The organism is Streptomyces fildesensis (assembly GCF_016107395.1).
In the GTDB taxonomy this organism is placed as follows: domain Bacteria; phylum Actinomycetota; class Actinomycetes; order Streptomycetales; family Streptomycetaceae; genus Actinacidiphila; species Actinacidiphila fildesensis.
In genome coordinates, this window is record NZ_JAAIKO010000027.1 from 26506 (window position 1) to 49245 (window position 22740).

General features: G+C 73.5%; 20 protein-coding genes. 15 read left to right on the forward strand and 5 right to left on the reverse strand.

Translation table 11 applies throughout. The features are described 5' to 3' along the window. Nucleotides 1-36 precede the first annotated feature (36 nt). The 3 genes from C6N31_RS27965 to trxA all read right to left on the reverse strand — a co-directional run bounded on the left by C6N31_RS27965 (nucleotide 37) and on the right by trxA (nucleotide 4021). Nucleotides 37-1761: a bifunctional 3'-5' exonuclease/DNA polymerase gene (locus C6N31_RS27965; protein WP_138354171.1), complete on the reverse strand. Its 1725-nt coding sequence runs from the start codon at nucleotides 1759-1761 to the stop codon at nucleotides 37-39. A 52-nt stretch (nucleotides 1762-1813) separates the two neighbouring features. Further along, nucleotides 1814-3544 (reverse strand): AMP-binding protein, encoded by a 1731-nt coding sequence (locus tag C6N31_RS27970; RefSeq protein ID WP_138354170.1) that lies wholly within the window; start codon nucleotides 3542-3544, stop codon nucleotides 1814-1816. A gap of 108 nt (nucleotides 3545-3652) precedes the next feature. After that, nucleotides 3653-4021, reverse strand: a complete 369-nt coding sequence (gene trxA / locus C6N31_RS27975) for a thioredoxin (protein ID WP_138354169.1) — start codon at nucleotides 4019-4021, stop codon at nucleotides 3653-3655. A gap of 110 nt (nucleotides 4022-4131) precedes the next feature. On the opposite strand from trxA, the gene C6N31_RS27980 reads away from it, so the two are divergent. Then, complete coding sequence (locus C6N31_RS27980) at nucleotides 4132-4347, forward strand: hypothetical protein (protein ID WP_138354168.1); 216 nt, start codon at nucleotides 4132-4134, stop codon at nucleotides 4345-4347. Between the two features lie 83 nt (nucleotides 4348-4430). Here C6N31_RS27980 and C6N31_RS27985 read toward each other — a convergent pair whose 3' ends face one another. Continuing rightward, nucleotides 4431-5297 carry a thermonuclease family protein gene (locus tag C6N31_RS27985; RefSeq protein ID WP_138354167.1) on the reverse strand — a complete coding sequence of 289 codons (867 nt, stop codon included), beginning with the start codon at nucleotides 5295-5297 and terminating at the stop codon, nucleotides 4431-4433. 311 nt (nucleotides 5298-5608) lie between these two features. Between C6N31_RS27985 and C6N31_RS27990 the strand changes: the two genes are divergently transcribed. Genes C6N31_RS27990 through C6N31_RS28040 form a run of 11 tightly spaced genes read left to right on the forward strand, consistent with a single transcriptional unit; the run spans nucleotide 5609 to nucleotide 18481 of the window. After that, nucleotides 5609-7423 carry an acyl-CoA dehydrogenase family protein gene (locus C6N31_RS27990; protein ID WP_138354166.1) on the forward strand — a complete coding sequence of 605 codons (1815 nt, stop codon included), beginning with the start codon at nucleotides 5609-5611 and terminating at the stop codon, nucleotides 7421-7423. After that, nucleotides 7417-9225 carry an acyl-CoA dehydrogenase family protein gene (locus C6N31_RS27995; RefSeq protein ID WP_198358519.1) on the forward strand — a complete coding sequence of 603 codons (1809 nt, stop codon included), beginning with the start codon at nucleotides 7417-7419 and terminating at the stop codon, nucleotides 9223-9225. Before C6N31_RS27990 ends, C6N31_RS27995 begins: the two co-directional genes overlap by 7 nt. A 29-nt stretch (nucleotides 9226-9254) precedes the next feature. Continuing rightward, entirely contained in the window at nucleotides 9255-9656 is a 402-nt protein-coding gene (locus C6N31_RS45675; protein WP_138354164.1) for an acyl carrier protein, read from the forward strand. Then, a complete protein-coding gene (locus C6N31_RS28005; RefSeq protein WP_138354163.1) occupies nucleotides 9653-12604 on the forward strand; it encodes a type I polyketide synthase in 2952 nt (983 codons plus the stop codon). The genes C6N31_RS45675 and C6N31_RS28005 overlap by 4 nt, the downstream gene beginning before the upstream one ends. A 29-nt stretch (nucleotides 12605-12633) precedes the next feature. Next, nucleotides 12634-13662, forward strand: a complete 1029-nt coding sequence (locus tag C6N31_RS28010) for a 3-oxoacyl-ACP synthase III family protein (RefSeq protein ID WP_138354162.1) — start codon at nucleotides 12634-12636, stop codon at nucleotides 13660-13662. Between the two features lie 37 nt (nucleotides 13663-13699). Further along, complete coding sequence (locus tag C6N31_RS28015) at nucleotides 13700-13927, forward strand: acyl carrier protein (RefSeq protein WP_198358520.1); 228 nt, start codon at nucleotides 13700-13702, stop codon at nucleotides 13925-13927. Further along, nucleotides 13924-14835 (forward strand): 2-oxo acid dehydrogenase subunit E2, encoded by a 912-nt coding sequence (locus C6N31_RS28020; protein ID WP_203673877.1) that lies wholly within the window; start codon nucleotides 13924-13926, stop codon nucleotides 14833-14835. Before C6N31_RS28015 ends, C6N31_RS28020 begins: the two co-directional genes overlap by 4 nt. Continuing rightward, entirely contained in the window at nucleotides 14828-15655 is an 828-nt protein-coding gene (locus C6N31_RS28025) for a 4'-phosphopantetheinyl transferase family protein (protein ID WP_244809605.1), read from the forward strand. Before C6N31_RS28020 ends, C6N31_RS28025 begins: the two co-directional genes overlap by 8 nt. Next, nucleotides 15652-16926 carry an FAD-dependent monooxygenase gene (locus tag C6N31_RS28030; protein WP_198358521.1) on the forward strand — a complete coding sequence of 425 codons (1275 nt, stop codon included), beginning with the start codon at nucleotides 15652-15654 and terminating at the stop codon, nucleotides 16924-16926. Before C6N31_RS28025 ends, C6N31_RS28030 begins: the two co-directional genes overlap by 4 nt. Further along, on the forward strand, nucleotides 16923-17999 hold the full coding sequence (locus C6N31_RS28035) for an alpha/beta hydrolase (protein WP_138354158.1): 1077 nt from the start codon (nucleotides 16923-16925) through the stop codon (nucleotides 17997-17999). The genes C6N31_RS28030 and C6N31_RS28035 overlap by 4 nt, the downstream gene beginning before the upstream one ends. Further along, nucleotides 17999-18481 carry a DUF4260 family protein gene (locus C6N31_RS28040; RefSeq protein WP_198358522.1) on the forward strand — a complete coding sequence of 161 codons (483 nt, stop codon included), beginning with the start codon at nucleotides 17999-18001 and terminating at the stop codon, nucleotides 18479-18481. The genes C6N31_RS28035 and C6N31_RS28040 overlap by 1 nt, the downstream gene beginning before the upstream one ends. On the opposite strand, the gene C6N31_RS45680 is transcribed toward C6N31_RS28040, so the two are convergent. Beyond that, nucleotides 18471-19640, reverse strand: coding sequence for a cytochrome P450 (locus C6N31_RS45680; protein WP_269286398.1), 1170 nt, complete (start codon nucleotides 19638-19640; stop codon nucleotides 18471-18473). The two genes, C6N31_RS28040 and C6N31_RS45680, sit on opposite strands and share 11 nt — an antisense overlap. 209 nt (nucleotides 19641-19849) lie before the next feature. Here C6N31_RS45680 and C6N31_RS28050 point away from each other — a divergent pair, with 209 nt between their 5' ends. The 3 genes from C6N31_RS28050 to C6N31_RS28060 all read left to right on the forward strand — a co-directional run bounded on the left by C6N31_RS28050 (nucleotide 19850) and on the right by C6N31_RS28060 (nucleotide 22733). Continuing rightward, nucleotides 19850-20146, forward strand: coding sequence for a DUF6059 family protein (locus C6N31_RS28050; protein ID WP_138356856.1), 297 nt, complete (start codon nucleotides 19850-19852; stop codon nucleotides 20144-20146). A gap of 76 nt (nucleotides 20147-20222) precedes the next feature. Beyond that, entirely contained in the window at nucleotides 20223-21980 is a 1758-nt protein-coding gene (locus C6N31_RS28055; protein ID WP_232485765.1) for a fatty acyl-AMP ligase, read from the forward strand. A 147-nt stretch (nucleotides 21981-22127) separates the two neighbouring features. Further along, complete coding sequence (locus tag C6N31_RS28060) at nucleotides 22128-22733, forward strand: response regulator transcription factor (RefSeq protein ID WP_138356855.1); 606 nt, start codon at nucleotides 22128-22130, stop codon at nucleotides 22731-22733. Nucleotides 22734-22740: the final 7 nt, after the last annotated feature.

A 22740-nucleotide genomic window follows, 5' to 3' on the forward strand; every position in this document is an offset into this window, starting at 1 on the left:
GCCGATCGGAACGAGCCGGGTCGTCGGACCGCGAAGCTACTTGGCGTCGGCGTAGCACTCCACGACGTTCGTCTCCAGCGGGAAGCGGACCGGGGTGTCGCCGAAGACCAGGCGGCGGGCCTCCTCGCCCGCCGCGGCGACGGCGGCCTCGACGGGGCCCGCGAGGCCGGTCGGGGTGTGCACGATGATCTCGTCGTGCTGGAAGAAGACCAGTTGCGGCTCGGGGCCGATCGCCGCGAGGCGGCGCCGGGTGGCGGCGAGCATCGCCAGGGCCCAGTCGGAGGCGCTGGCCTGGATGATGAAGTTACGGGTGAAGCGCCCCCAGGAACGGGCGGCCCGCCGGTCGGGCGAGGAGCCGTCGTCGGAACCCGATCCCGAACCGGATCCGGAACCCAGGTCCGCGTCCTCCGTGTCCAGCCAGCCGGAGGCCGGCGTCGGGGAGGTGCGGCCCAGCCGGGAGCGGACCACGCCGCCGCCTTCACCGATGCGGGCGGCGGATTCGACGAGGCCCATCGCGTCGGGGAAGCGGCGGCGGAGAATCGCGAGCAGCTGACCCGCCTCGCCGCTGGTCTGCCCGTACATGGCGGCCAGCAGGCCGATCTTGGCGCGGCTGCGGTCGCCGCCGAACGCGGTGCGCGCGATGCCCGCGTAGAGATCGCCCTCCGCCGCCGCGGCGGCCAGGCCCGTGTCGGCCGACATCGCCGCGAGCACCCGGGGCTCCAGCTGGCCTGCGTCGGCGACGACCAGCCGGTGGCCGGGGTCGGCGACGACGGCGGACCGCAGCAGCCGGGGGATCTGCAGGGCGCCGCCGCCCCGGGTCGCCCAGCGGCCGGAGACCACCCCGCCGACGACGTACTCGGCGCGGAACCGGCCGCCGCGCACCCAGCTCTCGCGCCAGGCCCAGCCGTGGGCGGCGTGGATCCTGGACAGTTCCTTGTAGCGCAGCAGCAGCGCCGCCGCCGGGTGCTCGACCTCGCGCAGCACATGCGAGCGGGTCGACGGCAGCTGGACGCCGACCCGGGCGAAGGCGGGCAGCACCTGGGCGGGGGAGTCCGGGTTGACCGGGCTGCCGAGCGCCTCCTGGACCTGGGTCGCGAGTTCGCCCAGCAGCTTGGGGCGGGCGCCGCCCGACGGGCGCGGGCCCAGCAGACCGGTCAGCAGTTCGTCGTGCACGGCGGCGCTCCACGGCAGTCCGCCGCGGCCCATCTCGGCGGCGGCCAGCGATCCGGCGGACTCGGCGGCGCACAGCAGCCGCATCCGGCCCGGGTGCTCGCCCTCCTGGAGCCGGCGCTGCTGCTCGGCGTGCACGGCGACGACGGCCGTCAGCGGATCGGCGTCCTGCGGCAGGTGGTGCCGGTCGGCCGCGAAGAGCACCGGCTGGTCGTCGGCCGCGCCCTCCCGGGCGTCCTCGGGGACCGGCAGATCCTTCAGCCGCGCCCACGCGGCGCCGAGCGAGCGCGGCTGTCCGTGCCGGCCGTCCCGGCCGAGCAGCAGCGTTTCGACGAGTTTCAGATCGTGGCAGCGGGCCGGCCGTACCGGCAGCCGGTCGAGCAGCCGGGGGTACAGGTCCTCGGTCGCCGCCCACACCCAGCGCGGCCCGCCGGACGCCTCGCGGGCGGCGATGGCGGCGGCGAGATCGGCCACCCGCTCGGCGGACCCGGTCGGTACGCCCTCCTCGTCCAGCACCAGCAGCCGCCCGCCGTGCCCCACGGGGTCGGGTGCGACGGCGACGCGTGGCGCGGAGGGCAGAGGAGTGCTCACGGGTCGAGCGTAGAGCGGGGCACTGACAACGGGCCGTGTGCAAGGCGGCCGGTCAGCGGTCCAGGAGCGTGTCGCGGTGCTGGGCGCGGTACTCGTCGAGCAGCGCCATCCGGTCCGCCGTGGTGAAGGGCCGGTACGCCGCGCCGCAGGGGCCCGCGTCCGGCGGGGACCACCAGACCGGATCCGCGCACGAGAAGCCGGTGCGGCGCAGGCCGACCCGGTGGACCTTGTTGGTGGCGGTGACCGGCATCCGCGCGGTCACGCGCACGAAGCGCGGCGGCATCTTCGTGCCCAGATCCGGCTGGGCGGCGAGGAAGGCGGCGAACGCGGCCGGGTCGAAGGCGGCGCCGTCGTGCAGGGCGAGGGTCGCCATGACCTGGTCGCCCGCCACCGGGTCAGGGACGGCGTAGACGGCGGCCGAGGCTGCGTCCGGGAAGCGGGCCAGGATGTTCTCGATGACCGCGGCGGCCAGGTTCTCGCTGTCGACGCGCAGCCGGTCGTCGCTGCGCCCGGCGAAGTGGAAGAAGCCCTCGGCGTCACGGAAGAACAGATCGCCGGTCCAGTACCAGTCGCCGCGCAGCCGGTCGGCGACGGCCTGCTCGTTCTTCCAGTAGCCCTCGAACGTGCTCCGGCCGCGGTTGACCAGCTCGCCGATCGCCTCGTCGCCGTTGAGCAGCCGGCCGTCGGCGTCGAAACGCGCGGGCGGGCGTTCCCGGCCGGTGCCGGGGTCCACGACGGCGAGATCCGCACCCGGGGCGGCGCGGCCGATGGCGCCGGGTGGTGTGCCGGGGGAGCGCTGGATGGCGGCGCCGCCCTCGGAGGAGCCGTACCCCTCGATGAGCGGGGCGCCGAAGCGGGCGGCGAAGCGGGTGGCGTCGACGGCCCCGGCCTCGGTGCCGAAGCCGTGCCGCAGTGGGTGGTCGCGGTCGTCGGGGCGTTCGGGGGTCGCGAGCAGGAACTGCACGGCGCGGCCGACGTAGGTGAAGTACGTGGCCCCGTAGGCCCGTATGTCGGGCAGGAACCCCGAGGCGGAGAACTTCCGGGTCAGGGCGACTGCGGCCCCGCCGGTCAGTGCCGGGGCCCAGTTGGCCATGACGGCGTTGCCGTGGAACAGCGGCATGCAGATGTAGTGGACGTCCTCGGGCACCACGCCCAGGAAGTCGACCAGTGCCTGCCCGGCGTGGGCGAGGCGGCCCTGGGAGCAGATCACCGCTTTGGGGGTGCCGGTCGAGCCGGAGGTGAAGTACAGCAGCATCCGGGTCCCGGGCGTGACCTCCGGCGCGGGTTCCGGCTCGGCGCCCGCGTACGGGGCGAGCAGCGCGTCGTACGCGGGGTCGTCGACGACGAGGACGCGGTCGCGGGCGAGCGACGGTCCCAGGTCGAGGCCGTCGAGCAGCGGGAGGTGGGCGCGTTCGGTGACCAGCAGGGCGCATTCGGTGTGGGCGATGTCGCGGGCCAGTTCCGGGCCGCGCCGGGTCGGGTTGACGCCGACCACGGTGGCTCCGGCGAGTGCGGCCGCGCCCAGCCACAGGGGGTACTCGGGGACGTTGTCCAGCAGGACGCCGACATGCGGCTGCGCTCCGGGCGGCAGCAGATCGCGCAGCAGCGCGGCGCGGGCCGCCGACGCGGCGGCGGTCTCGTGGTGGGTGAGGACCAGATCGCGGTACTTCAGGCCCGGCCGGTGGTCCTTCCACCGCGCGCGCACCAGCTCCGCGACCGTGGTGCCGGCCGCGGAGCCGGTGTCCGGGGTGTGAGCGGCCCCCGCCGTGTGCGTGCTCCCCATCGCCGCCTCCCGTCCGTTGGACAGCAAGCGGCACCATAACTGACTAGTCGTCAGATGTGGAGGGGGCGATCGACGGCGGGGGCCGGTGCGAGCGGTCGGGGTGCTGCGTCAGGAACCCTGCTGAGCCTGCTCGACGGACTTGCGGACCTCGTCCATGTCCAGCGCGCGCGCCTGGCCGATCACATCGTCCAGGGCCGCGGCCGGCAGCGCGCCGGGCTGGGCGAAGACGGCGACGCGGTCGCGGACGATCATCAGCGTCGGGATCGACTGGATGTCGAACGAGGCGGCCAGCTCCGGCTGCGCCTCGGTGTCCACCTTCGCGAAGACCAGGTCCGGATTCGCCTCGGCGGCCTTCTCGTAGACCGGGGCGAACATCCGGCACGGGCCGCACCAAGCGGCCCAGAAGTCGATCAGGACGAAATCGTTCTTGGTCACGACCTCGTCGAAGTTGTCCTTGGTCAGCTCGACAGTGCTCATGGTGCGCATAACGGGGTGTGCCGATCGGATATTCCGGCGACTTCACTCATCCGGGTGATGGGGTGACCGGGTGCAGTGGCGATCAGTGGGTGGGTCTCGTTGGTCCTGTCATGGGAACGACGGAATGGGCCCGGGACAGCGGCGGTGCGAACGACGGAGCCGCCTGGCGCGTCACCCGGGGTGGAACGATTCCGCACGGCTCGGACGTCCCGGTGTACGCCGCCCTGGCCGACCAGTGGCGGTCGGCCGGGCGGATGGTACCGGGGCAGATCGACGCGGAGTGGGCCGAGCTGGTCGGACGGATCCCGCGGTTGACGGGGGTGTGACGACCGGAAGCGGGATGTGACGGCCGCAGTCGGGATACGGCGGGAGAGCGGCCACGAACGGCCCTGCCGCGGTCCGGGACGCCTCAGCCCTCGTCGAAGACCAGGTCCTCGGGCGGACGGTTCATCCGCACCGTCTGGCCCGAGACCTCCACCACCGTCTCGAAGCCGGTGTACTGGCCGCGGGACACGATCAGCACGCGGTCGCCCCGCTGGTCCAGGAAGGCGGCGAACCCGGCCAGCGACGGGTCTCCCGCGCCCAGCGCCAGGTAGTCCGCCAGCCGACGGAACAGCTTCGGCATGATCACGGCCTCCGAGGTGATCGACTCCAGGCCGTCGATCCGCGCCCCTGACTGGGTGACGTCCAGCGACCACAGCCCGACGCCCTTGGACCGGGCCGCGTCCACCGCCGCGGTCAGCGCCTGGCGCAGATCCACGTACAGATTCCGGTAGTACGTCGGATAGGCCAGGCCCTCCGCGAGCTGGTGGAAGTTGGCCGTCTCCTCCAGCAGCGCCGCCTCCACCCGGATCCGTTCCCCGCTGGTGCCCGGCGCCGCGCCCTTGCCGACCAGGGCCACGCACCGCCCGTACAGATCGGCGCCGCGGCTGAGGAGGTAGCCGGGCAGCTGCGCCGGCTCCGCCGCGCTCACGGTGCCGTGCCCGTCGCGGGTGACCCCGGTGAAGCCCAGCCAGGACAGCAGCTCCCCGGCGGCCTGGTCGGCGTACGGCGCCGGCTGGTGCAGTTCATGGCCGTGCGCCGGTATGTAGTGCGTCTCCAGGGCGTCGATCGCGTCCAGCCGCAGCTGCGCGCCGCCCGTCGCGTTGCGCTGCACCCGGTGCTTGCCCTCCACCAGGTCCCAGTGCGCCGGATCGGTGGGGTAGAAGCGGATGGAGTCCCCGTCGGGACGGGCTCCGGTGATCCGGTACGTGCCCTCGATGACGAGCATGGGCATGGCGACGCCTCCTCAGCGTGTCCACGTATCCGCCCGGTCGGCGCGGCCGGCTGTCCGCCGCGGGCCGCCCGCGGATCCTCGGTGGATGTCCCGCGCGGTTCCCTTCCCTCCAGCGTGACGCAGAAATCCCGGCGGCACCGGGGACCGGCCGGTAACGGCGGGCTGAATTCTTCTCATCAACCCACAGCGTGGACGCCCCCTTGAGCTGGATTCGAGGGCCGGTACACATCCTCGGACGCATCGCCCGGAGTGACCCGAAAGGAACCTGCTGTGAACGTACGCGCGACGTTCCACAAGCCGGGACGGCGGCCATGGTGACGGTCCTGCGGCGCGCCGGTGCCGGGGAAGGCGCCCTGGCGGTCCCGCAACTGCGCCATTCGTCCTGGGAGCTGGCGGCCCGCTTCGACCGGGAGCTGGGGGACCCGGGCGACCCTGCCACCGTCTTCTCCTACCAGGAAGCCGTCCGGCTGGACGACGCCGAGGAGTTCCCCGACGAGGCGTGCGCCGCCCTCGACGCCTGGGGCCTCGCCGACTACTACGTGCCCGCCGACTACGGCGGGGTGCTCACCGGCTTCGAGGACCTGCAGCAGCTCATCCGGATGCTGGCCCGGCGCGATCTGACGGTCGCCGTCGGACACGGCAAGACCTTCCTCGGCTCGGTGTCGGTGTGGGTCTCAGGCGACCACGCGGCGGCGGTCCGGCTCGGTGCGCTGGTCAAGGCGGGTGCCCGCGTCTCGCTCGGCCTGACGGAGCGCACCCACGGCAGCGACATCATGGCGGGCGAGCTCACCGCGGAACCGGTCGGCCCCGGCTACCGCGTCAACGGCGAGAAGTGGCTGATCAACAACGCCACCCGCGGCCGGCTGCTCAGCCTGCTCGCCCGAACGTCGCCCGTCGGCGGCCCGCGCGGCTTCACCCTGCTCCTCCTCGACAAGGAGGAACTGCCCGAGGAGACCTACCGCTGCCTGCCCAAGGTGCCCACCCACGGCATCCGCGGGGCGGACATCAGCGGCGTCGTCATCCAGGACGCGGTGGTGGGCCCGGAGGCGGTGGTCGGCGGGGCCGGCGGCGGTGCGGAGCTGCTCCTCAAGTCGCTCCAGCTCACCCGGACGCTCTGCCCGTCGCTGTCGCTCGGCGCGGCCGACCACGCGCTGCGGCTGGCCATGGAGTTCGCCAGTGAGCGGGTGCTCTACGGCCGACGGCTGACCGAACTCCCCCTCACCCGGCGCACCCTGGCCGAGGCTTACGCCGACCTGCTGGTCTGCGAGGCGCTGAGCACGGTGGCGACCCGCAGCATCCACGCGCTGCCGAGCGAGCTGAGCGTCACCTCCGCCGTCGCCAAGTACCTCGTGCCGACCATCATCGACGGACAGGTCGCCTCGCTGGGATCCCTGCTGGGCGCACGGTCGTTCCTGTCGGGCGAGTTCGCCCACGGCAGCTTCCAGAAGGTGGCCCGCGACCACCGCATCGTCGGCATCTTCGACGGCAACACCCTCGTCAACCAGTACTCGTTGGTGGCGCAGTTCCGTTCGCTGGCCCGCAACTACCTCGGGCCGCTGGACCACCGCCCGCGGTTGGGCACCCTGTTCAACCTGAGCCGGCCGCTGCCGCCGTTCGACCCCGAGCGGCTCACCCTGCTCTCCCGCTACGGCAGCAGCGTCCTGGGCACCCTGCCCGCCTCCGTGACCCGGCTGGCGGACGCGGCGCTGCTCGACCCCGCGCTCGGCGGCGCCGCCCGGTGCGCCGCGGAACTGCGGGTGGCGGCCGACGCGCTGCACCGCAGGATCGCCCGCCGGATGGAAACGGTGGCGGCCGCGTCACCCGAGAGCTTCACCGACGCACGCAAGTACGGGCTCTGCTTCGCCGGGGCCGCCTGCCTGGGACTGTGGCTGCACAGCCACCGTGAGGCGGAGGCGGGCGGGACCGGCGGGCTCTGGCAGGACGGTCTGTGGCTCGAAGCCGTACTGAACCGGCTGCTGGCCCGCCTGGAGGCGCGCCCGGCCGCGGGCGCCGCGGAGGACCCGCTGTTCGAGCGGCTCTACACACAGCTGACCCAGCAGTACCAGGACGGCAGTCTCTTCTCGTTGCTGCCCTGCCCGATAGCCGAGGGACCGCCATCATGCTGAAGGACAACAGCTCCCGCCCGCAGCCGGGCCCCGTCCCGGACGCCGGACCGGCGCAGCCGGCCGGGCTCCGGTCGGTGGACCCGGCGGAAGTCGCCATCCAGGCCAGGGTCGCCGAACTGGAGCAACTGCTCGGCGACCCCCGCGACCCGGACAACCCCTTCGGGCACGACGCGTTGCTCGCCGCCGACGACCGCAGCGAACTCCTCCCCTCCGCGGAGGACGCGCTCACCGGCTTCGGCCTCAACCACGAGTTCGTGCCGGTGGAACTCGGCGGGCGGCTCGCCCGGGTGGACACCCTCGCCCGGGTGCTGCGACCGGTCTTCCGCCGGGACGCCTCACTCGCGCTGGGCTACGGAGTGACGTCCTTCCTCGCCGCGGTCGCGGTGTGGGCGGCCGGTACGCCCGAGCAGCGCCGCTGGACCGCCGACCTGCTGATGGGCGGCGGCCGGCTGGCCATCGCCTACCACGAGCTGGCACACGGCAACGACTTCGTCCGCAACGAGTTCACCGCGCTCCCCGACGGCACCGGCTTCCGGCTGGACGGCCGCAAGGAAGTGATCAACAACGCCGGGCGCGCCGAGGCCCTCGTCCTGTTCAGCCGCACCGCGAAGGAGGCCGGCGCCCGCAGCCACTCCGTGCTGCTCGTCGACAAGAGCGTGCTCCCCGCCGACCGGTTCGAGCATCTGCCGCGCTACCGCACGGTCGGGGTGAAGGGCTGCGAGATCGGCGGCTTCCACTTCCGTGACTGCCCGCTGCCCGGCGACGCGCTCGTCGGCGGGCTCGGCGAAGGCGTGGAGATCGCCCTGCGGTCCTTCCAGATCACCCGCAGCGCCATTCCCGCGATGGTGCTGGCGGGCGCCGACACGGCGCTGCGCACCGTGGTCGGCTTCGCCGTCGACCGGCAGCTGTACGGCCGTTCGGTACTGGAGATCCCGCACGCCCGGTCCACCGTGGCGGGCGCCTTCACCGACCTGCTGATCTGCGACTCCCTCGCGCTGGCCGCCACCCGGGCGGTCCATCTGCTGCCCGGCCAGACCAGCGTGTACGCGGCGGTGGTGAAGTACCTGGTGCCCAAGTTCCTGCAGGACGCCACCTACGACCTCTCGATCGTGCTGGGCGCCAACTTCTATGTACGCAACGGTGAGTACGGCATCTTCCAGAAGCACGTACGCGACCTGCCGATGACCAGCCTCGGACACGCCGGGACCGCCGCCTGCCAGGCCACGATCATTCCCCAACTGCCGCGGCTGGCCCGCAAGTCGTGGTTCGCCGGCGAACCCGCCCCCGCCTCGCTCTTCCGCAGCTGGGAGGGTCTGCCGCCGCTCGACACGAGCCGGCTGTCGCTCGCGGCGGACGGTGACGCGCTCGCCGCCTCCCTGGTGACCGGGTACGACTGGCTGCGGGCCACCGGCAGCGGGGGGACCGACGCGGCCGCACTGATCGAACTCGTCTGCTCGCTCGTCGAGGAACTGCGCGAACTGCAGGGCGAGTGCACGGAGATGCCGCCCGAGGACCGCACCGTACTGGCCAGCCCGCACGCCTACGCGCTCGCCGACCGGTACGCCCTGGTGCTCGCGGGATCCGCCGTCCTCAACGTATGGCGCGAACAACTGGGGGGCGGCTCGCCGTTCCTGGCCGACCCGTCCTGGCCGACGGCCGCGCTCGCCCGGATCGCCCGGCGGCTGGGGCTGCCCGTCCCGGAACGCACCCGGGACGAGGTGGACTGGCTGCTCGGCGAGGTCCTCGACCGCTACCACGGCGAACGCAGCTACGACCTCTACGACAGCCCCCTGGCCGGTTGAGCGGCACCGAGACACAAGAGGAGTCGGACATGGTGGTTCCCGGCAGCGCTGTCCAGGAGCGGGAGTTTCGCGGGTGGCTCCTGGAGAAGCTCGGCCAGTACCTGCGGCGCCCCCCGGCGGACATCGACATCAGCGTGCCCTTCGCGGAGTACGGCATCGACTCGGTGGCCGCGCTGAGCATCTTCGGTGACATCGAGGACGGATTCGGGCTCTACCTGGAGCCGACGGTGGCCTGGGACCACCCCACGGTGCAGTCCCTCGCCCGCTATCTGGCCTCCGAGTCCGCCCGCAGCGCCACCGGCCCGCTGACGCAGGCCCCTTATGGCGAGCCGATCGGCGGGAACCAGGCGGGCGGCGACCCGAGCGACCCCCGCGACACCCCCGGGACGGCGGGCTGGACGCGGAACACCCCGGGAGGTGGACCGCGGTGAACCCGATCGCCGTTCTCGGCCTGGACTGCCGCTTCCCAGGGGCCCCCGACCCGGGGGCGTACTGGGACCTGCTCGCCGCCGGAGCCGACGGGGTCGGGCCGAGACCCGCCTCCCGCCGGGTCGGGGACACCCGGCGGGCGAGTGTGCCCGCGGCCCGGCCCGACGGCGGATTCATCGACGACGCCGACGCGTTCGACCACGCCTTCTTCGGCATCGGCCGCGCCGAGGCCGCCGCCATGGACCCGCAGCAGCGACTGCTGCTGCAGACCGCCTGGCGCGCCCTGGAGGACGCCGGCATCAACCCCAGGGACCTGGCCGGCAGCGGCACCGGGATCTACGTGGGCGCCATGGCCGACGACTGGTCCCGGCTGCGGCTGGCCGACGACGCGGCGATCACCCCGCGCACCGGCACGGGCGCCGGCCGGGCGATCCTCGCCAACCGGCTCTCGTACCAGCTGGATCTGCGCGGTCCGAGCCTCACCGTCGACTCCGCCTGCTCGTCCGCGCTGATCGCCGTGCACCTCGCGATGGGCGCGCTGCTGTCCGGCGAATGCGACATCGCCCTGGCCTGCGGGGTCAACCTGGTGATGTCCGACGTCCTGGACGAGATCTACGGCCAGTCCGGGCTCGCCGCCCCGGACGGCCGCTGCAAACCCTTCGGCGCGCAGGCCAACGGCATCGGCCGGGCCGAGGGCGTCGGCGCCGTCGTCCTGCAGCGACTGGAGGGCGCCCGCGACGAGGGCCGTCCGGTCCGCGCGCTGCTGCTGGGCAGCGCCGTCAACCAGGACGGCCGCAGCAACGGCATCATGGCCCCGTCCCGGCGCGCCCAGCGCGAGGTCATCCAGGCCGCCTGCAAGCGGGCCGGGGTCGAGCCGCAGCGGATCGGCTGGGTCGAGGCGCACGGCACCGGCACCCCGGTCGGCGACCTCATCGAGGCCCGCGCGCTCGGCGACGTGTACGGCGGGCTGCGGCCGGAGCCGTGCGCGATCAGCTCGGTGAAGGGCAACATCGGCCACGCCGAGGGCGCGGCGGGTATCGCGGGCCTGATCAAGGCCGTGCTGGCGCTGGAGCACCGGCTGGTCCCGCCGGTCAGGACCGTGGGCGGCGAGCACCCGGGACTCGACCTGGCGGCGCACGGCCTGCGGCTGCTGACCGAACCGCTGCCGCTGCCCGAGGGCGAGATGCTCGCCGCCGTCTCCAGCTTCGGCATGGGCGGCAGCAACGCCCATGTGGTGCTCTCCTCCGCGCCCCGGCAGACCGCCCCCATCGCCGCCCCGCAGACCAACAACGGTGAGAGCGGTGAGAGCCCGGGGGTGTTCACGCTGACCGCGCCCACGGCCGAGGCGCTGCGCCGCAATCTCGTCGTCCAGGCCCGCTCGCTCGCGGCCCGCGCCCAGGAGCCGGTCACTCCGCTGTGCTGGACCAGCAACCTGACCCGCACCGGCATGGCGTACCGGATCGCGATCCCCGCCGAGGACACCGCCGGGCTCGCCGCCGCCCTGGACGCCGCCGCGGAGGCGGGCGAGGGCGTGCCGGAGCCGCCGGAACCCCCGGTGGTGGCGTTCCTCTTCACCGGCCAGGGCGCCCAGTACCCCGGGATGACGAGCCGGCTGTACCGCGAGTCGCCGCTCTACCGGCACTACCTCGACGAGGCGTCCCGGGCCCTGGAACCGCACCTCGGCGGTTCGATCACCGAGCTGCTGCTCGGCCGTGACGAGCGGGTGCACCGCACCGGCTGGACCCAGCCCGCCGTCTTCGCCGTGCAGTACGCGCTGGCCGGCTACCTGGAGGAGCTGGGCGTGCGGCCCGGCGCCGTACTCGGGCACAGCATCGGCGAGTTCGCGGCGGCCGTCACCGCGGGCGCGCTCGGTCTGGAGGACGCCGCGGCGCTCGTCGCGGCCCGCGGCACCGCCATGGAGGCGCTGCCCGAGGGCGGCGGGATGCTCGCCGTGCGGGCGCACCCCGACGACCTGCGCGAAGTCCTCGCGGGCGAACCGCTGGTGGGTCTGGGCGCCGCCAACGGCGCTGCCGCGTCCGTGCTGTCCGGCGATCTGGCGGGCCTCGCCAGGATCCGCGAACAGCTCGCCGCGCGCGGCGTCGGCTGCACCCCGCTCAAGGTCTCGCACGCCTTCCACTCGGTCCTGATGGAGCCGGTGCTGCCCGGCTTCCGCACGACGGCTGATGGGATCACCGCGGGCGAGCCGCGCATTCCGTTCTTCTCCACCGTCCGCGGCGGCCTGCTCGCCGGACGCCCGCTCGACGCCGACTACTGGTGCGAACACATCACCGGCAGCGTCCGGTTCGCCGACGCCGCCGCCGCGCTGCTCGGCTCCGACGTCACGCATCTCGTCGAACTCGGCCCCAAACCCGTCCTGCTGCCCCTTGCCCGGCGGCTGCCCGGAGGCAGCGGGCTGCCCGGGATCTCGGTCGTCCGTGACGCCCACAGCGGCGCGCTGACCGCGGCCGAGGCGGCGGCCGCGCTCTACACGGCCGGGGTCGACATCCGCTGGGAGCTTCTCTACCGCCCCGAGGACAAGGTGCACGCCCAGCTGGCGCCGCAGAGCTTCGATACCTCGGCCCGGTTCTGGTACGAGCCACCCCGACCCGCGGCGGCGCCGGCCGGCGAACCGGGGAGCCCGGTCCTGTCGCTGGTGCGCGCGGACTCCGGCCCGCGGGCACCCGAGCACGACGGCGGCGGGCTCGCCGAGGCGGTGCGCGAGACGGTCGCCGGGATCACCGGCGCCGAGGAGGGCACCCTGCGCGACGACGACCGGTTCTACGACGACCTGGGCTTCGACTCGGTGATGTTCATGGAGCTCAAGTACCGGCTGGAGGAGGCGGTACCGGCGCTGGGCGAGCTGTCGATCCCGGAGATGATGTCGAGCCTGGTCTCGGTGACGACCCTCATCGGCTACCTGCGTGAGCAGCTCGCCAGGGTCCCCGCCTGATGACCCGGCGCCCGCCCTCGGAGCCCGGCATGCACCTGCTCGCGGCTGCCACCGCGCTGCCCGGCCCGGCGATCGGCAACGAGGTGCTGGCCGGGCGGCTCGGGCTCTCCGCCGAGTGGGTGGAGATGTTCATCGGCACCCGGACCCGGCACTTCGCCGTGGACCTCGCGGGCGGCGTCGGCTGCCTGCTGGCCGACCTGTGCGAACAGGCCGCCGTCCGCAGCCTGGAGCGGGCCGGGCTGACCGTGCGCGACCTCTCCTTCGTGGTGCTGGCCACGGCGACCCCGGACTCCCTGATGCCCACCACGGCCGCCGTCGTCGCCGACCGGCTGGGCGCCGCCGGCATCCCGGCCTACCAGCTGCAGTCGGGCTGCTCCGGCGCCGTCCAGGCGTTCACCCTCGCCGAGGCGCTGCTCGCCCAGCAGCCCGCCGGGCCCGGCGGGCCGTACGGACTGGTCCTCGGCGGGGACGTCTGCGCCAAACACCTGGACCTGGAGCAGGACTTCCGCCGGATGCCGCCCGCCCAGCTCGTCAACTACGTGATCTTCGGCGACGGCGCGGGCGCCGCCGTGGTGAGCGCCGCCCCGGCCCCCGGCAGCGCCGCCTTCCACGGGCTCGGGAACCGGCTGGCCCTGCCGGGCCAGCCACCGGGCCAGCACGTCGAGTGGTACGGCGCCGCCGACCGCGACAGCGCGCTGCCGCCGGTCTCCGAGGACTACAAGGCCGTCGAGTTCCTGGTCCCGGAACTGGCCCAACAGGTCTGCGCCGACCTGCTGGACACCCTCGGCTGGTCGGCGCCCGACCTGGGCTACCTGCTGCCACCGCAGCTCGGCGGTCTGATGACCCGGCGCATCACCGCCGCGCTGCGCGCCGGGCTCGGGGTGGAGAAGGCGGTCGAGATCTCCTGCGTGGCCGACACCGGAAACACCGGTAACGCCCTCGTGCTGAGCCAGCTGGAACAGCTGCTGCCCCTGCTGACCCCAGGAGCGCGGGCGCTGTGCGCCTGCGTCGAGTCCAGTCGGTGGATCTCGGCCGGTTTCGCCCTGGAGGCGTCATGAGGATCGTGCAGGACAACGGAATGAAGGAGGAGGCACAGTGACAGGAGTCGAGGACATGATCACCCTGCTCAACCGGGAACTGGGCCTGTTCCTGCGCCCGGAGGACGCCGGGGCGCCACTGGAGGCGCTCCCCGGCTGGGACTCGCTGCTGCTGTTCCGGCTCGTCGCGGTGCTGGAGGAGGAGGCCGGAAGGCCGCTGCCGGTGGCCGAGGTCGTCACGGCCGGCAGTCTCGCCGAGATCCACGCGCTGGCGGTGGGGCTGTGACGCCCCAGGCCGCGTCGGGTCAGGCCGGGACAGGCCGGACCACGGCACGTCAGGACACCGCGCGGTCCGACCGGGCCCGCCGCCACACCCGGTACTTCCTGCGGTGGGCCCGTGCCGCGGCCCCCGTGCACCTGGGCGCCGACATCGACATGACCGGCGTCCAGGCACACCGGGCCGCGGCCCGTGCCGAGGGCCGCAGGTACTCCGTGGTGAGCTATCTGCTGTACGCCGCCGGCCGGGTACTGGCCGACCACCCGGAGGCCAACGCGACGACGGCCGGCGGTATCGTGCCGCGCACCCTGCGCTACGAACGGGTGCACGCGAAGCTGGCCATCGACAGCGGAACCGCCGACGAGGGCCGGCGCGCGGTGCGCGTGGCGGTGCTGCCCGACGTGGACCGGCTGGACCTGGCCGGAATCCAGCAACTCGTCGACCGCTACCGGAACGGAGCCGCCGAGGACCTGCCGGGAGCGGAGGGGGTGCGCCGGCTCGGCCGGCTGCCCCCGCCGCTCGGGCACCTCGCCTTCCGGACGGCCGTGAGCAGCGGGGCCCGCCGGGCCGAACTGCTCGGGACCGTGGCGGTCAGCTCTCTCGGCCACCGCAGGGTGGACACCTTCCACTCCTACGGTGGTACCGCGGTCACCCTGACCGCGGGCCGGATCGCCGAGGTTCCGGTGGCCCGTGCGACGCGAGTCGCCGTGGCGCCGGTGCTGCGCCTGGGTCTGACCTTCGACCACCGCGTGCTCGACGGCGCGGCGGCCGCCGACGTACTGGACGACCTGGCACTACTCCTGGAGGCATGCGATGCCGCTCTTCCCGGGGGGTGGGACGCCCCCCAACGCCGTTCCGGTGATCGGCCGGCCCATCAGGGTGACCAGTCCGGAAGGCCCGTGGCACCGCGTGGTTGAGGCGCTGGACGAGCGTGGCAGCGTCATGGTCCACGCCCTGCTGTCGGACTGGGTGCCCGAGAACCTCGACGACCCGGAGCTGCGCCCGGTCCTCGGACGGGACTGGCACCGCTACCAGGCGATGCGCCACCACCATGTGCGGGAGCGCTTCGCCGCCTCCCGGCTGCTGCTCAAACACGTGGCGGCGCAGGCGATCCAGGCCCCGCCGGCCACCGTGGAGCTGGCCTACAAGCCCGGTGGCCGCCCGTACCTGCGCGGCTGCGACCAGATCGACATCAGCCTCAGCCACACCGAGGAACTGCTGCTGGTCGGCATCACCCGGCGCGGCTGGATCGGCGTGGACGCCGAGCTGGAGGACCGCTCCATGCTGGTCTCCGGCATCGAACGGCAGGTGTGCACCCCGTACGAGCGCACCATGCTGTCCCAGGTCAGGGAGAGCGACCGCAACCAGGAGATGGTGCGGCTGTGGACGCTGAAGGAGGCGTACAGCAAGGCCATCGGCCAGGGCATGCGGTTCCGGTTCAACGAGTTCGGCTTCGGCCCCAGCGGGCATCCCGTCCAAGTGCTCAGACCGGACGGCTCGCCCGGCACCGGTGAGGAGTGGGCGTTCGGCACCTGCCGCGTCGAAGGCCGCTACACCGCCAGCTGGGCGCTGTACGACGCGGGCTTCGGCGACACCGACGACACCCGGGCCGGCACCATGCTCGACGAGGGCCTGGTCACCGCCCTGCTGCACCAGCCGGCCGAGGCGCCGCAGCCGGCCGCCGAGGCCACCGCCGCGACCGACGTGCCGCTGACCGGAGCCGGAGTGGCGGCATGACCGCCGCCCCGCCGCCCGCCGGGACCGACGTGGTCGTGGTCGGCGGCGGGCCGGCCGGACTCGCGCTGGCCCTCGCACTGGTACGGCTCGGGGTGCGCACGACCGTGCTGGAACGCTCCGCCGGCGGCCGCCGCGACTTCCGCGGCGAGTCGCTGTCCCCGGACGGCGTCCGGCTGCTGGACCGCTGCGGCGTCCTGGAACAATTGCGCGCCATCGCCCTGCCGGTGCGCCGGCTGGAGGTCGCCGACGGCGGCACGACCGTACTCGACGTCGGCTTCGAGTCCTTCCCCTATCCGTACCGTTTCCCGCTGGAGATCCCGCAGTCCTTGCTGCTCGCGGAGATCGAAGCCGCGGCGCAGTGCCAGGACGGCTTCCGGATGCTGCGCGGCTGGACCGCCAAGGGCCTGCTGTCCGCGGACGGCCGGACCACCGGCGTGCGGGCCGCCGGGCCCGGCGGGGTGGAGTGCGAGATCCGCGCCCGGCTCACCGTCGGCGCGGACGGCCGCTACGGCAGGATCCGCAAACTCGCCGAACTCGATGCCCGGGTACGGCCGCTGGACCGGGACGTGATCTGGATGCGGCTGCCGCGCCCCGTCGAGTGGACGGACGCGGCCTACCGGATCCGGATCCGCGGCGACCGGCACGCCCTGCTGCTCCCCGACTCCGGCGGCACTGTCCGGGTGGGCCTCAACATCCCCAAGGGCGGCCTGCGCGAACTGCGCAGATCAGGGCTGGACGCGTTGCACGAACGGCTCGGCGAGCTGGCCCCCGAACTGGCGGAGCCCGCCCGGCAGACGCTGCGGGACTGGTCCGACACCGCGCTGCTGGACATCTTCAGCACCACCGTGCCGCATTGGTCGGCGCCGGGCATCGTGCTGATCGGAGACGCCGCGCACACCCTGTCGCCGGTCCTCGGGCAGGGCGTCAACCACGCCCTCGCCGACGCGACGGCCCTCGCGCCGCTCGCCGCCGCGGCGCTCCACAGCGGGGAACCAGCCGGACTCGACCGCGCCACGGGACAGTTCCAGCGACAGCGGTCCCGCGAGGTGGCCCGCTCCCGGCGGCTGCAACTGCGCCAGGAGCGGATCTTCACCTGGTCGGCCCCGGCCGCCGTGGCGGTGCGCCGCGGCGTCTACCGGGCGCTCGACCGCTCCGCCCGGCTGCGTGCCCGGATGCTGGAGCCGGCGTACTTCGCCGACCAGCGGGCCGAGCGGGCCCGCGGCGCACGGCGTGAGGACCACGACGAGCACGAGCAGGAGGCGCGGACATGACCACACGGCTCGGTGCCGACGACGCCATCGGCCTGGAGGAACTGCGCGGGCTGTCCCTGCTGCACGCACAGGCCCAGGGCATCGAACCCGGCGCCGCCCAGGAGCTGCTGGCCCGGATCACCGAGCCGTGGGGCGACCGTCCGCGCTCCTGGGGACGCGTCTGGAGCGCGGAGGGCGACCGGCTCACCGGCCAGGGACTGCACCTGGAGGCCTCCCGCCACTACGCCATGGCCCGCTTCCCGTACCCCGGGGACGCGCCCCGCCAGGAAGCCCAGCGCCGCTGCGTCGCCGCGTTCGACACCTGGCGGGCGGAACAGGGCGCGGGCATCGAGCGGTTGGAGGTCCCGCTGGAGGACGGCACCGCCGTCTGCTGGACCGCCGGGCTGTCGGCCACCGACCCGAAACCGCTGATCGTCGTCATGGGTGGCATCGTCAGCGTCAAGGAGCAGTGGGCGCCGCTGCTGGTGCACGCCGAGGCGTTCGGTGTCGCGCTCGCCGTCACCGAACTGCCCGGCGTGGGCGAGAACACCGTGCCGTACGGGCCGCGTTCGCCCCGGATGCTCTCCGCGATCCTTGACGCGCTCTCGGGCCGGGCCGATGTCAGCCGCACCGCCGCCATCGCCCTTAGCTTCGGCGGCCATCTCGCGCTGCGCTGCGCCCTGGTGGACTCCCGGCTGGCCTGTGTGGCCACCGTCGGCGCCCCGCTGCGGCTCTTCTTCGAGGACGAGGCCTGGCAGCGCCAGGTGCCCCGCACCACCCTCGCCGCGCTGGCCCACACCACCGGCGTCCCGCCGTCCCTCGTCTTCGGGTACACCCGCGGCTGGGGCCTCACCGACGAGGAGCTCGGCGCGCTGCGGATCCCCGTCCACTACATCGCCGCGCTGCGCGACGAGATCGTGCCGCTGGGCGAGGCCGCCGTGCTCCGCAGAGCGGCCGTCCCGGGCGAGGTGACGGTCCTCGACGACGTGCACGGCGCGCCCGCCCACCTCGACCACACCCGCGGGCTGCTGCTGGGGGCCGCGCTCGCCGCCGCCGCGCCGGCGACGCCCGGCGCGGTACCGGAAGCCGCCTGATGACCCTGAACCCCCGCGGCGCAACCGCCCCGCCGGTCACGCACACCGCCTCGCGGGGCCGGCCCCCGGCCCCGCCGTCGGCCCCCGCCACGGCCCGCTGGAGCGGCGCTCCGGCCACCTGGGCGCACCGCCACCCCGTCGGGCGCGCGGTGAGCCTGGCAGTGGGCCTGGGCGCGCTGGGCGGCGCGGTGGCGCTGGGCGGGAGACACGACAAGGTGCTGTGGTTCTGCGCGGTGGCGCCGGACACCGCCCTGCTGCTCGGCATCGCCGGAGCGCCCACCTGGCACCGGATGCCGTCCTACGCGGTGCGCCCGTACAACGTGCTGCACTCGCCCGCGGTCCCGGCCGTCCTGCTGACGGCGGCGGCGCTCACCGGGCGCCGCCGCCTCGCCGTCGCGGGCCTCGCCTGGCTCGGGCACATCGGCTGGGACCGCGCCTGCGGTTACGGACCGCGGGACGCGGCCGGCTACGTCACCAGGTGACCGGCAGCGCCGTCAGCCGGTTCACCAGCAGTCCGGTGTGCATCGTGATGTCCTGCTCGGGAACGGCCAGCCGCAGCTTCGGCAGCGCGCGGGCCAGCGTCGTCAGCGCGATCTCCAGTTCGGCGCGGGCCAGCGGCGCGCCCAGGCAGTGGTGCACACCGTGACCGAACGCCAGATGCGACGGGCCGGGCCGGCCGGGGTGGAGGCTGTCCGCGTCCGGGAAGACCCGCTCGTCGCGGTTGGCGGAGCAGATCGACGCGATGACGGCGCTGTTGGCGGGGATCGGCACGCCCGCGACCTCGGTGTCCCGCAGCGTCACGCGCAGCGGGCCGCCGTCGCCCATCGGGTTGTAGCGGAGCAGTTCCTCCACCACGGAGGCGGGCCGGTGCAGCAGCGCCGCGAAGCCGTCCGGCTCGCGCAGCAGGGTGAACGCGCAGGTGCCGATCATTCCGGCGGTCGTCTCGTGCCCCGCGACCAGCAGCGTCATCGCCATCGTGAGGAGTTCCAGATGACTGAGGCTGCCGTGCTCGTCGTGCGCCTGCACCAGCGCGCTGAGCAGATCGTCGCCGGGCTCGAGGCGCTTGGCGCCGACCAGGTCCGCGAGATACCCCACCAGTTCGTCGCGGTTGGCCCGCATCACCTCGGGGGAGTGCGCGGTGAGCGACAGCAGCGCGTCGGACCAGCCGCGGAAGCGGTCCCGGTCCTCGTAGGGCACCCCCAGCAGTTCGCAGATGACGAAGGCGGGCAGCGGGAACGCGTAGGCGCCGATGAGGTCGACGCCCTCGCCCGCGGTGATCATCTCGTCGACGAGCCGCTCGGCGGCCTGCTCGATCCGCGGCCGCAGCGCGCGCACCCGGCCCGCGGTGAACTCGGCGGTGACCAGGGCCCGCAGACGGGTGTGCTCGGGCGGGTCCAGGGTGAACAGACCGCCGGCGTCGAACGGCATCGCGGTCAGTTTCGGCGCCTCCGGGAGGACGGTGGCCGCTCGGCTGAAGTCGGCGCCGCCGAGCACTTCACGGACATCCTCGTAGCGGCTCACCAGATATCCCGGGTCGCCACTGGGCAGGGTGACCCGGGCGACCGGGCAGCCCGCGCGGAGTTCCTCGTAGGCCGGTGGCACCTGCGTCGCGGACGGCCGGGGCGGCGGGTAGGTGGTCACAGTGACACTCCTCGGGGGCGGTGGAGCGCCGGAGCGCGCCCCGGCCGAGCGTCCGCCGCCGGGCTCGTGATCCGGTCGACGTCCCGTCAAGGAGATCCGGTGGAACCGGATCAGAACTTCCATGACTCGTGCTGGAGTCGTCCTTGAGCGGCTGCGGACACCATGGACGCAGCGCCGGACGGAGGCGCGGAATCCCACGGAGGCCTTAGATGAGCCAGCTCGCCAAGTGGTCTGTCACCTACTTCCTGGGCCCGGTCTACCGGGCGTTGGTGACCTACGGGACGTTCTACGTGCCCATCACCCCGTACCTCTACCCGTCGGGCCGGACCGCGGGGCTGGGACGGCAGCAGCGTAAGCCGGGCCACGACTACGCAGACCCGATCGCCGGCTACGCGGGCCCTGCCGACGGGCACCCGGAGACGGTCCGTCCGGACGTCCCGCTGAGTGCCTTCGAACGGGAAGCCGCCCGCCAGCTGGGCCTTGTCCACGAGTTCGAACGCCCCTGACCACTCAGGTTCAAGGCGGGTTTGAGGCGACGAGCTCATTCTGACCCCGTACGGCGACGCCAACGGGGGAGCAGCCTTGTCTGGACAAGCGGACTTCGCAGAATTAGTGCGGCAGCAAGCGCAGGCGCGGACCGGCCAAGAGGCCTTCGCCTTCACCGGGGAGGGACGCGACGGGGCCGCGACCGTCGACCGGATCACCTACGGCCGCCTCGACCGGGAGGCCCGGCGGCTGGGCGCCTGGCTGCAGGACCACAACGCGGCCGGTAAGCGGGTGTTGATACTCCAGGACCAGGGTCCGCTGTTCATCGCCTGCTTCCTCGGCTGTCTGTACGCCGGAGCGGTCGCGGTGCCCGCCCCGCCACCCGGCGGCACCCGCCGGCACATCGAACGCGTGGCCGGCATCGTGAAGGACTCCGCCGCGTCGTTCGCCCTCACCGACTCCCGGCACGCGCCGGTCATCTCCCAGCTGCTGGCCGAGGCCGGCCACGGCGACGTGGTGTGCCTGGCGACCGACGCGCTGCCCGCCGACGCCATCGCGCCGGCCGACCCGGACGACTGGCGGCGCCCGGACCTCTCGCTGGACGACCTCGCCTTCCTGCAGTACACCTCGGGCTCCACCAGCGAGCCCAAGGGCGTGATGATCTCGCACCGCAATCTGCTCGCCAACCAGCGGGCGATCCAGCGGGCGATGGGCACCGGGGCCCGGTCCAGGATCGGCGGCTGGCTGCCCTTCCACCACGACATGGGCCTGGTCGGCCATCTGCTGCACCCGCTGTGGCTGGGCGCGCAGGGCGTGATCATGCCGGCGATGAGCTTCGTACGGCGTCCGGTGCGCTGGCTGCAGATGGTCTCGGAGTACGGGATCACCACCGGCGGGGGCCCCAACTTCGCCTATGAGCTGTGCGTACAGCGCGTCACCGACGAGCAGGTCGCCGAACTGGACCTCTCCCGCTGGGAGAACGCCGTCAACGGGGCCGAGCCGGTGCGGGCGGAGACGCTGTGCGCCTTCGCCGAGAAGTTCAAGCCCGCCGGTCTCGACCCTTCCGCGCTCTACCCCTGCTACGGCATGGCGGAGGCGACGCTGCTGGTGTCCGGCGGCATCCCCGGCAGCCGGGCGCCCCAACTGCCGGTGGACGCCGGCGCGCTGGAGCGGCACCGGCTGGAGGACCCCATGCCCGGCCGGTCCGTCCGCACCCTCGTCGGCTCCGGTCTGGTCCGGGACTTCGACCTGCGGATCGTCGACCCGGAGAGCGGCCGGGTGAAGATGCCCGGGGCGATAGGCGAGATCTGGATCCGTGGCGACAGCGTCGCCCAGGGGTACTGGAACCGGCCGGCGGAGACCGCGTACTCATTCCAGGCGGTCACCTCGACCGGTGAGAGCGGCTTCCTGCGCACCGGAGACCTCGGAGTGGTGCGGGACGGCGAGCTGTTCGTCACCGGCCGGCTGAAGGACGTCATGATCGTCGCCGGGCGCAATCTGTACCCGCAGGACGTGGAGCGCACCGTGCAGCGGGTGAGCGCCCTGTTCAGCTCGACGGTGGTCTTCGCCGTCGACTCCGACCGCGAGCATGTGGTGGTCGTCCAGGAGGTGAGGTCAGGGCGCACCTTCGACGCGGATCTGCCCGGCCTGGTGTCGGCGGTCCAGCAGAGCGTGTCGCGGGAGTTCGCGATGCCGGTGCGGAACGTGGTGCTGGTCCGGCCCGGGACGGTCCGCCGGACCACCAGCGGAAAGCTGCAACGCGCCGCCATGCGCCAGCTGTTCCTCACCGACCGGCTCCGCCCCCTGCACGAGGTCGTCGACCCGGACCTCAAACGTCTGGTGCGGCACGGGTAGGACCGGCTCAGGACCGGGCCGGAGGTCGTTTCCTGCGACCATTGGTATCGGCCGTTCACGTAATCTGCTCATCCGTATGCCTAACGTGGCTGAATCTGCGATCCTGTGACCCGGAAGTTGGCAGTTGGGAGCCGGGAGGCGCGACGCATGATTCACGTTCTCCTCGCGGAGGACATGCACATGGTCCGCGGTGCGCTGGTCGCCCTGCTGAACCTCGAGGTCGACATCAAGGTCATCGCGGAGGTCGAGTCCGGGGACGAGATCGTGCCCACCTCCGTTCGGACACGCCCCGATGTGGCAGTGATCGACATCGACCTGCCGGGCATCGACGGTCTGACCGCCGCCGCGGACCTGCATGAGCAGATGCCGTCGTGCCGGACGTTGATCCTCACGAGCCTCGGCAGACCCGGCAACCTCCGCCGGGCCCTGGACGCGCATGTCTCCGGTTTCATCCTCAAGGACGCGCCGCCGGCCAAACTGGCCCAGGCGATCCGCAGCGTGCGCGCCGGAGAGCGGGTGATCGACTCCCAACTGGCCCTGGCCGCCTGGGACACCGGCGAGAACCCGCTCACCCGGCGGGAGGTCGAAGTCCTCCGGCTCACCGCCAACGGTGCGGAGGCGGTGGAAATAGCCGCCCGGCTGTTCCTGTCGGTCGGCACGGTCCGCAACTATCTGACGACGATTCTCGCCAAGCTCAACGCGCGTAACAAGGTCGACGCCATCAGGATCGCCCGCGACGCCGGTTGGCTGTAACGGCCCG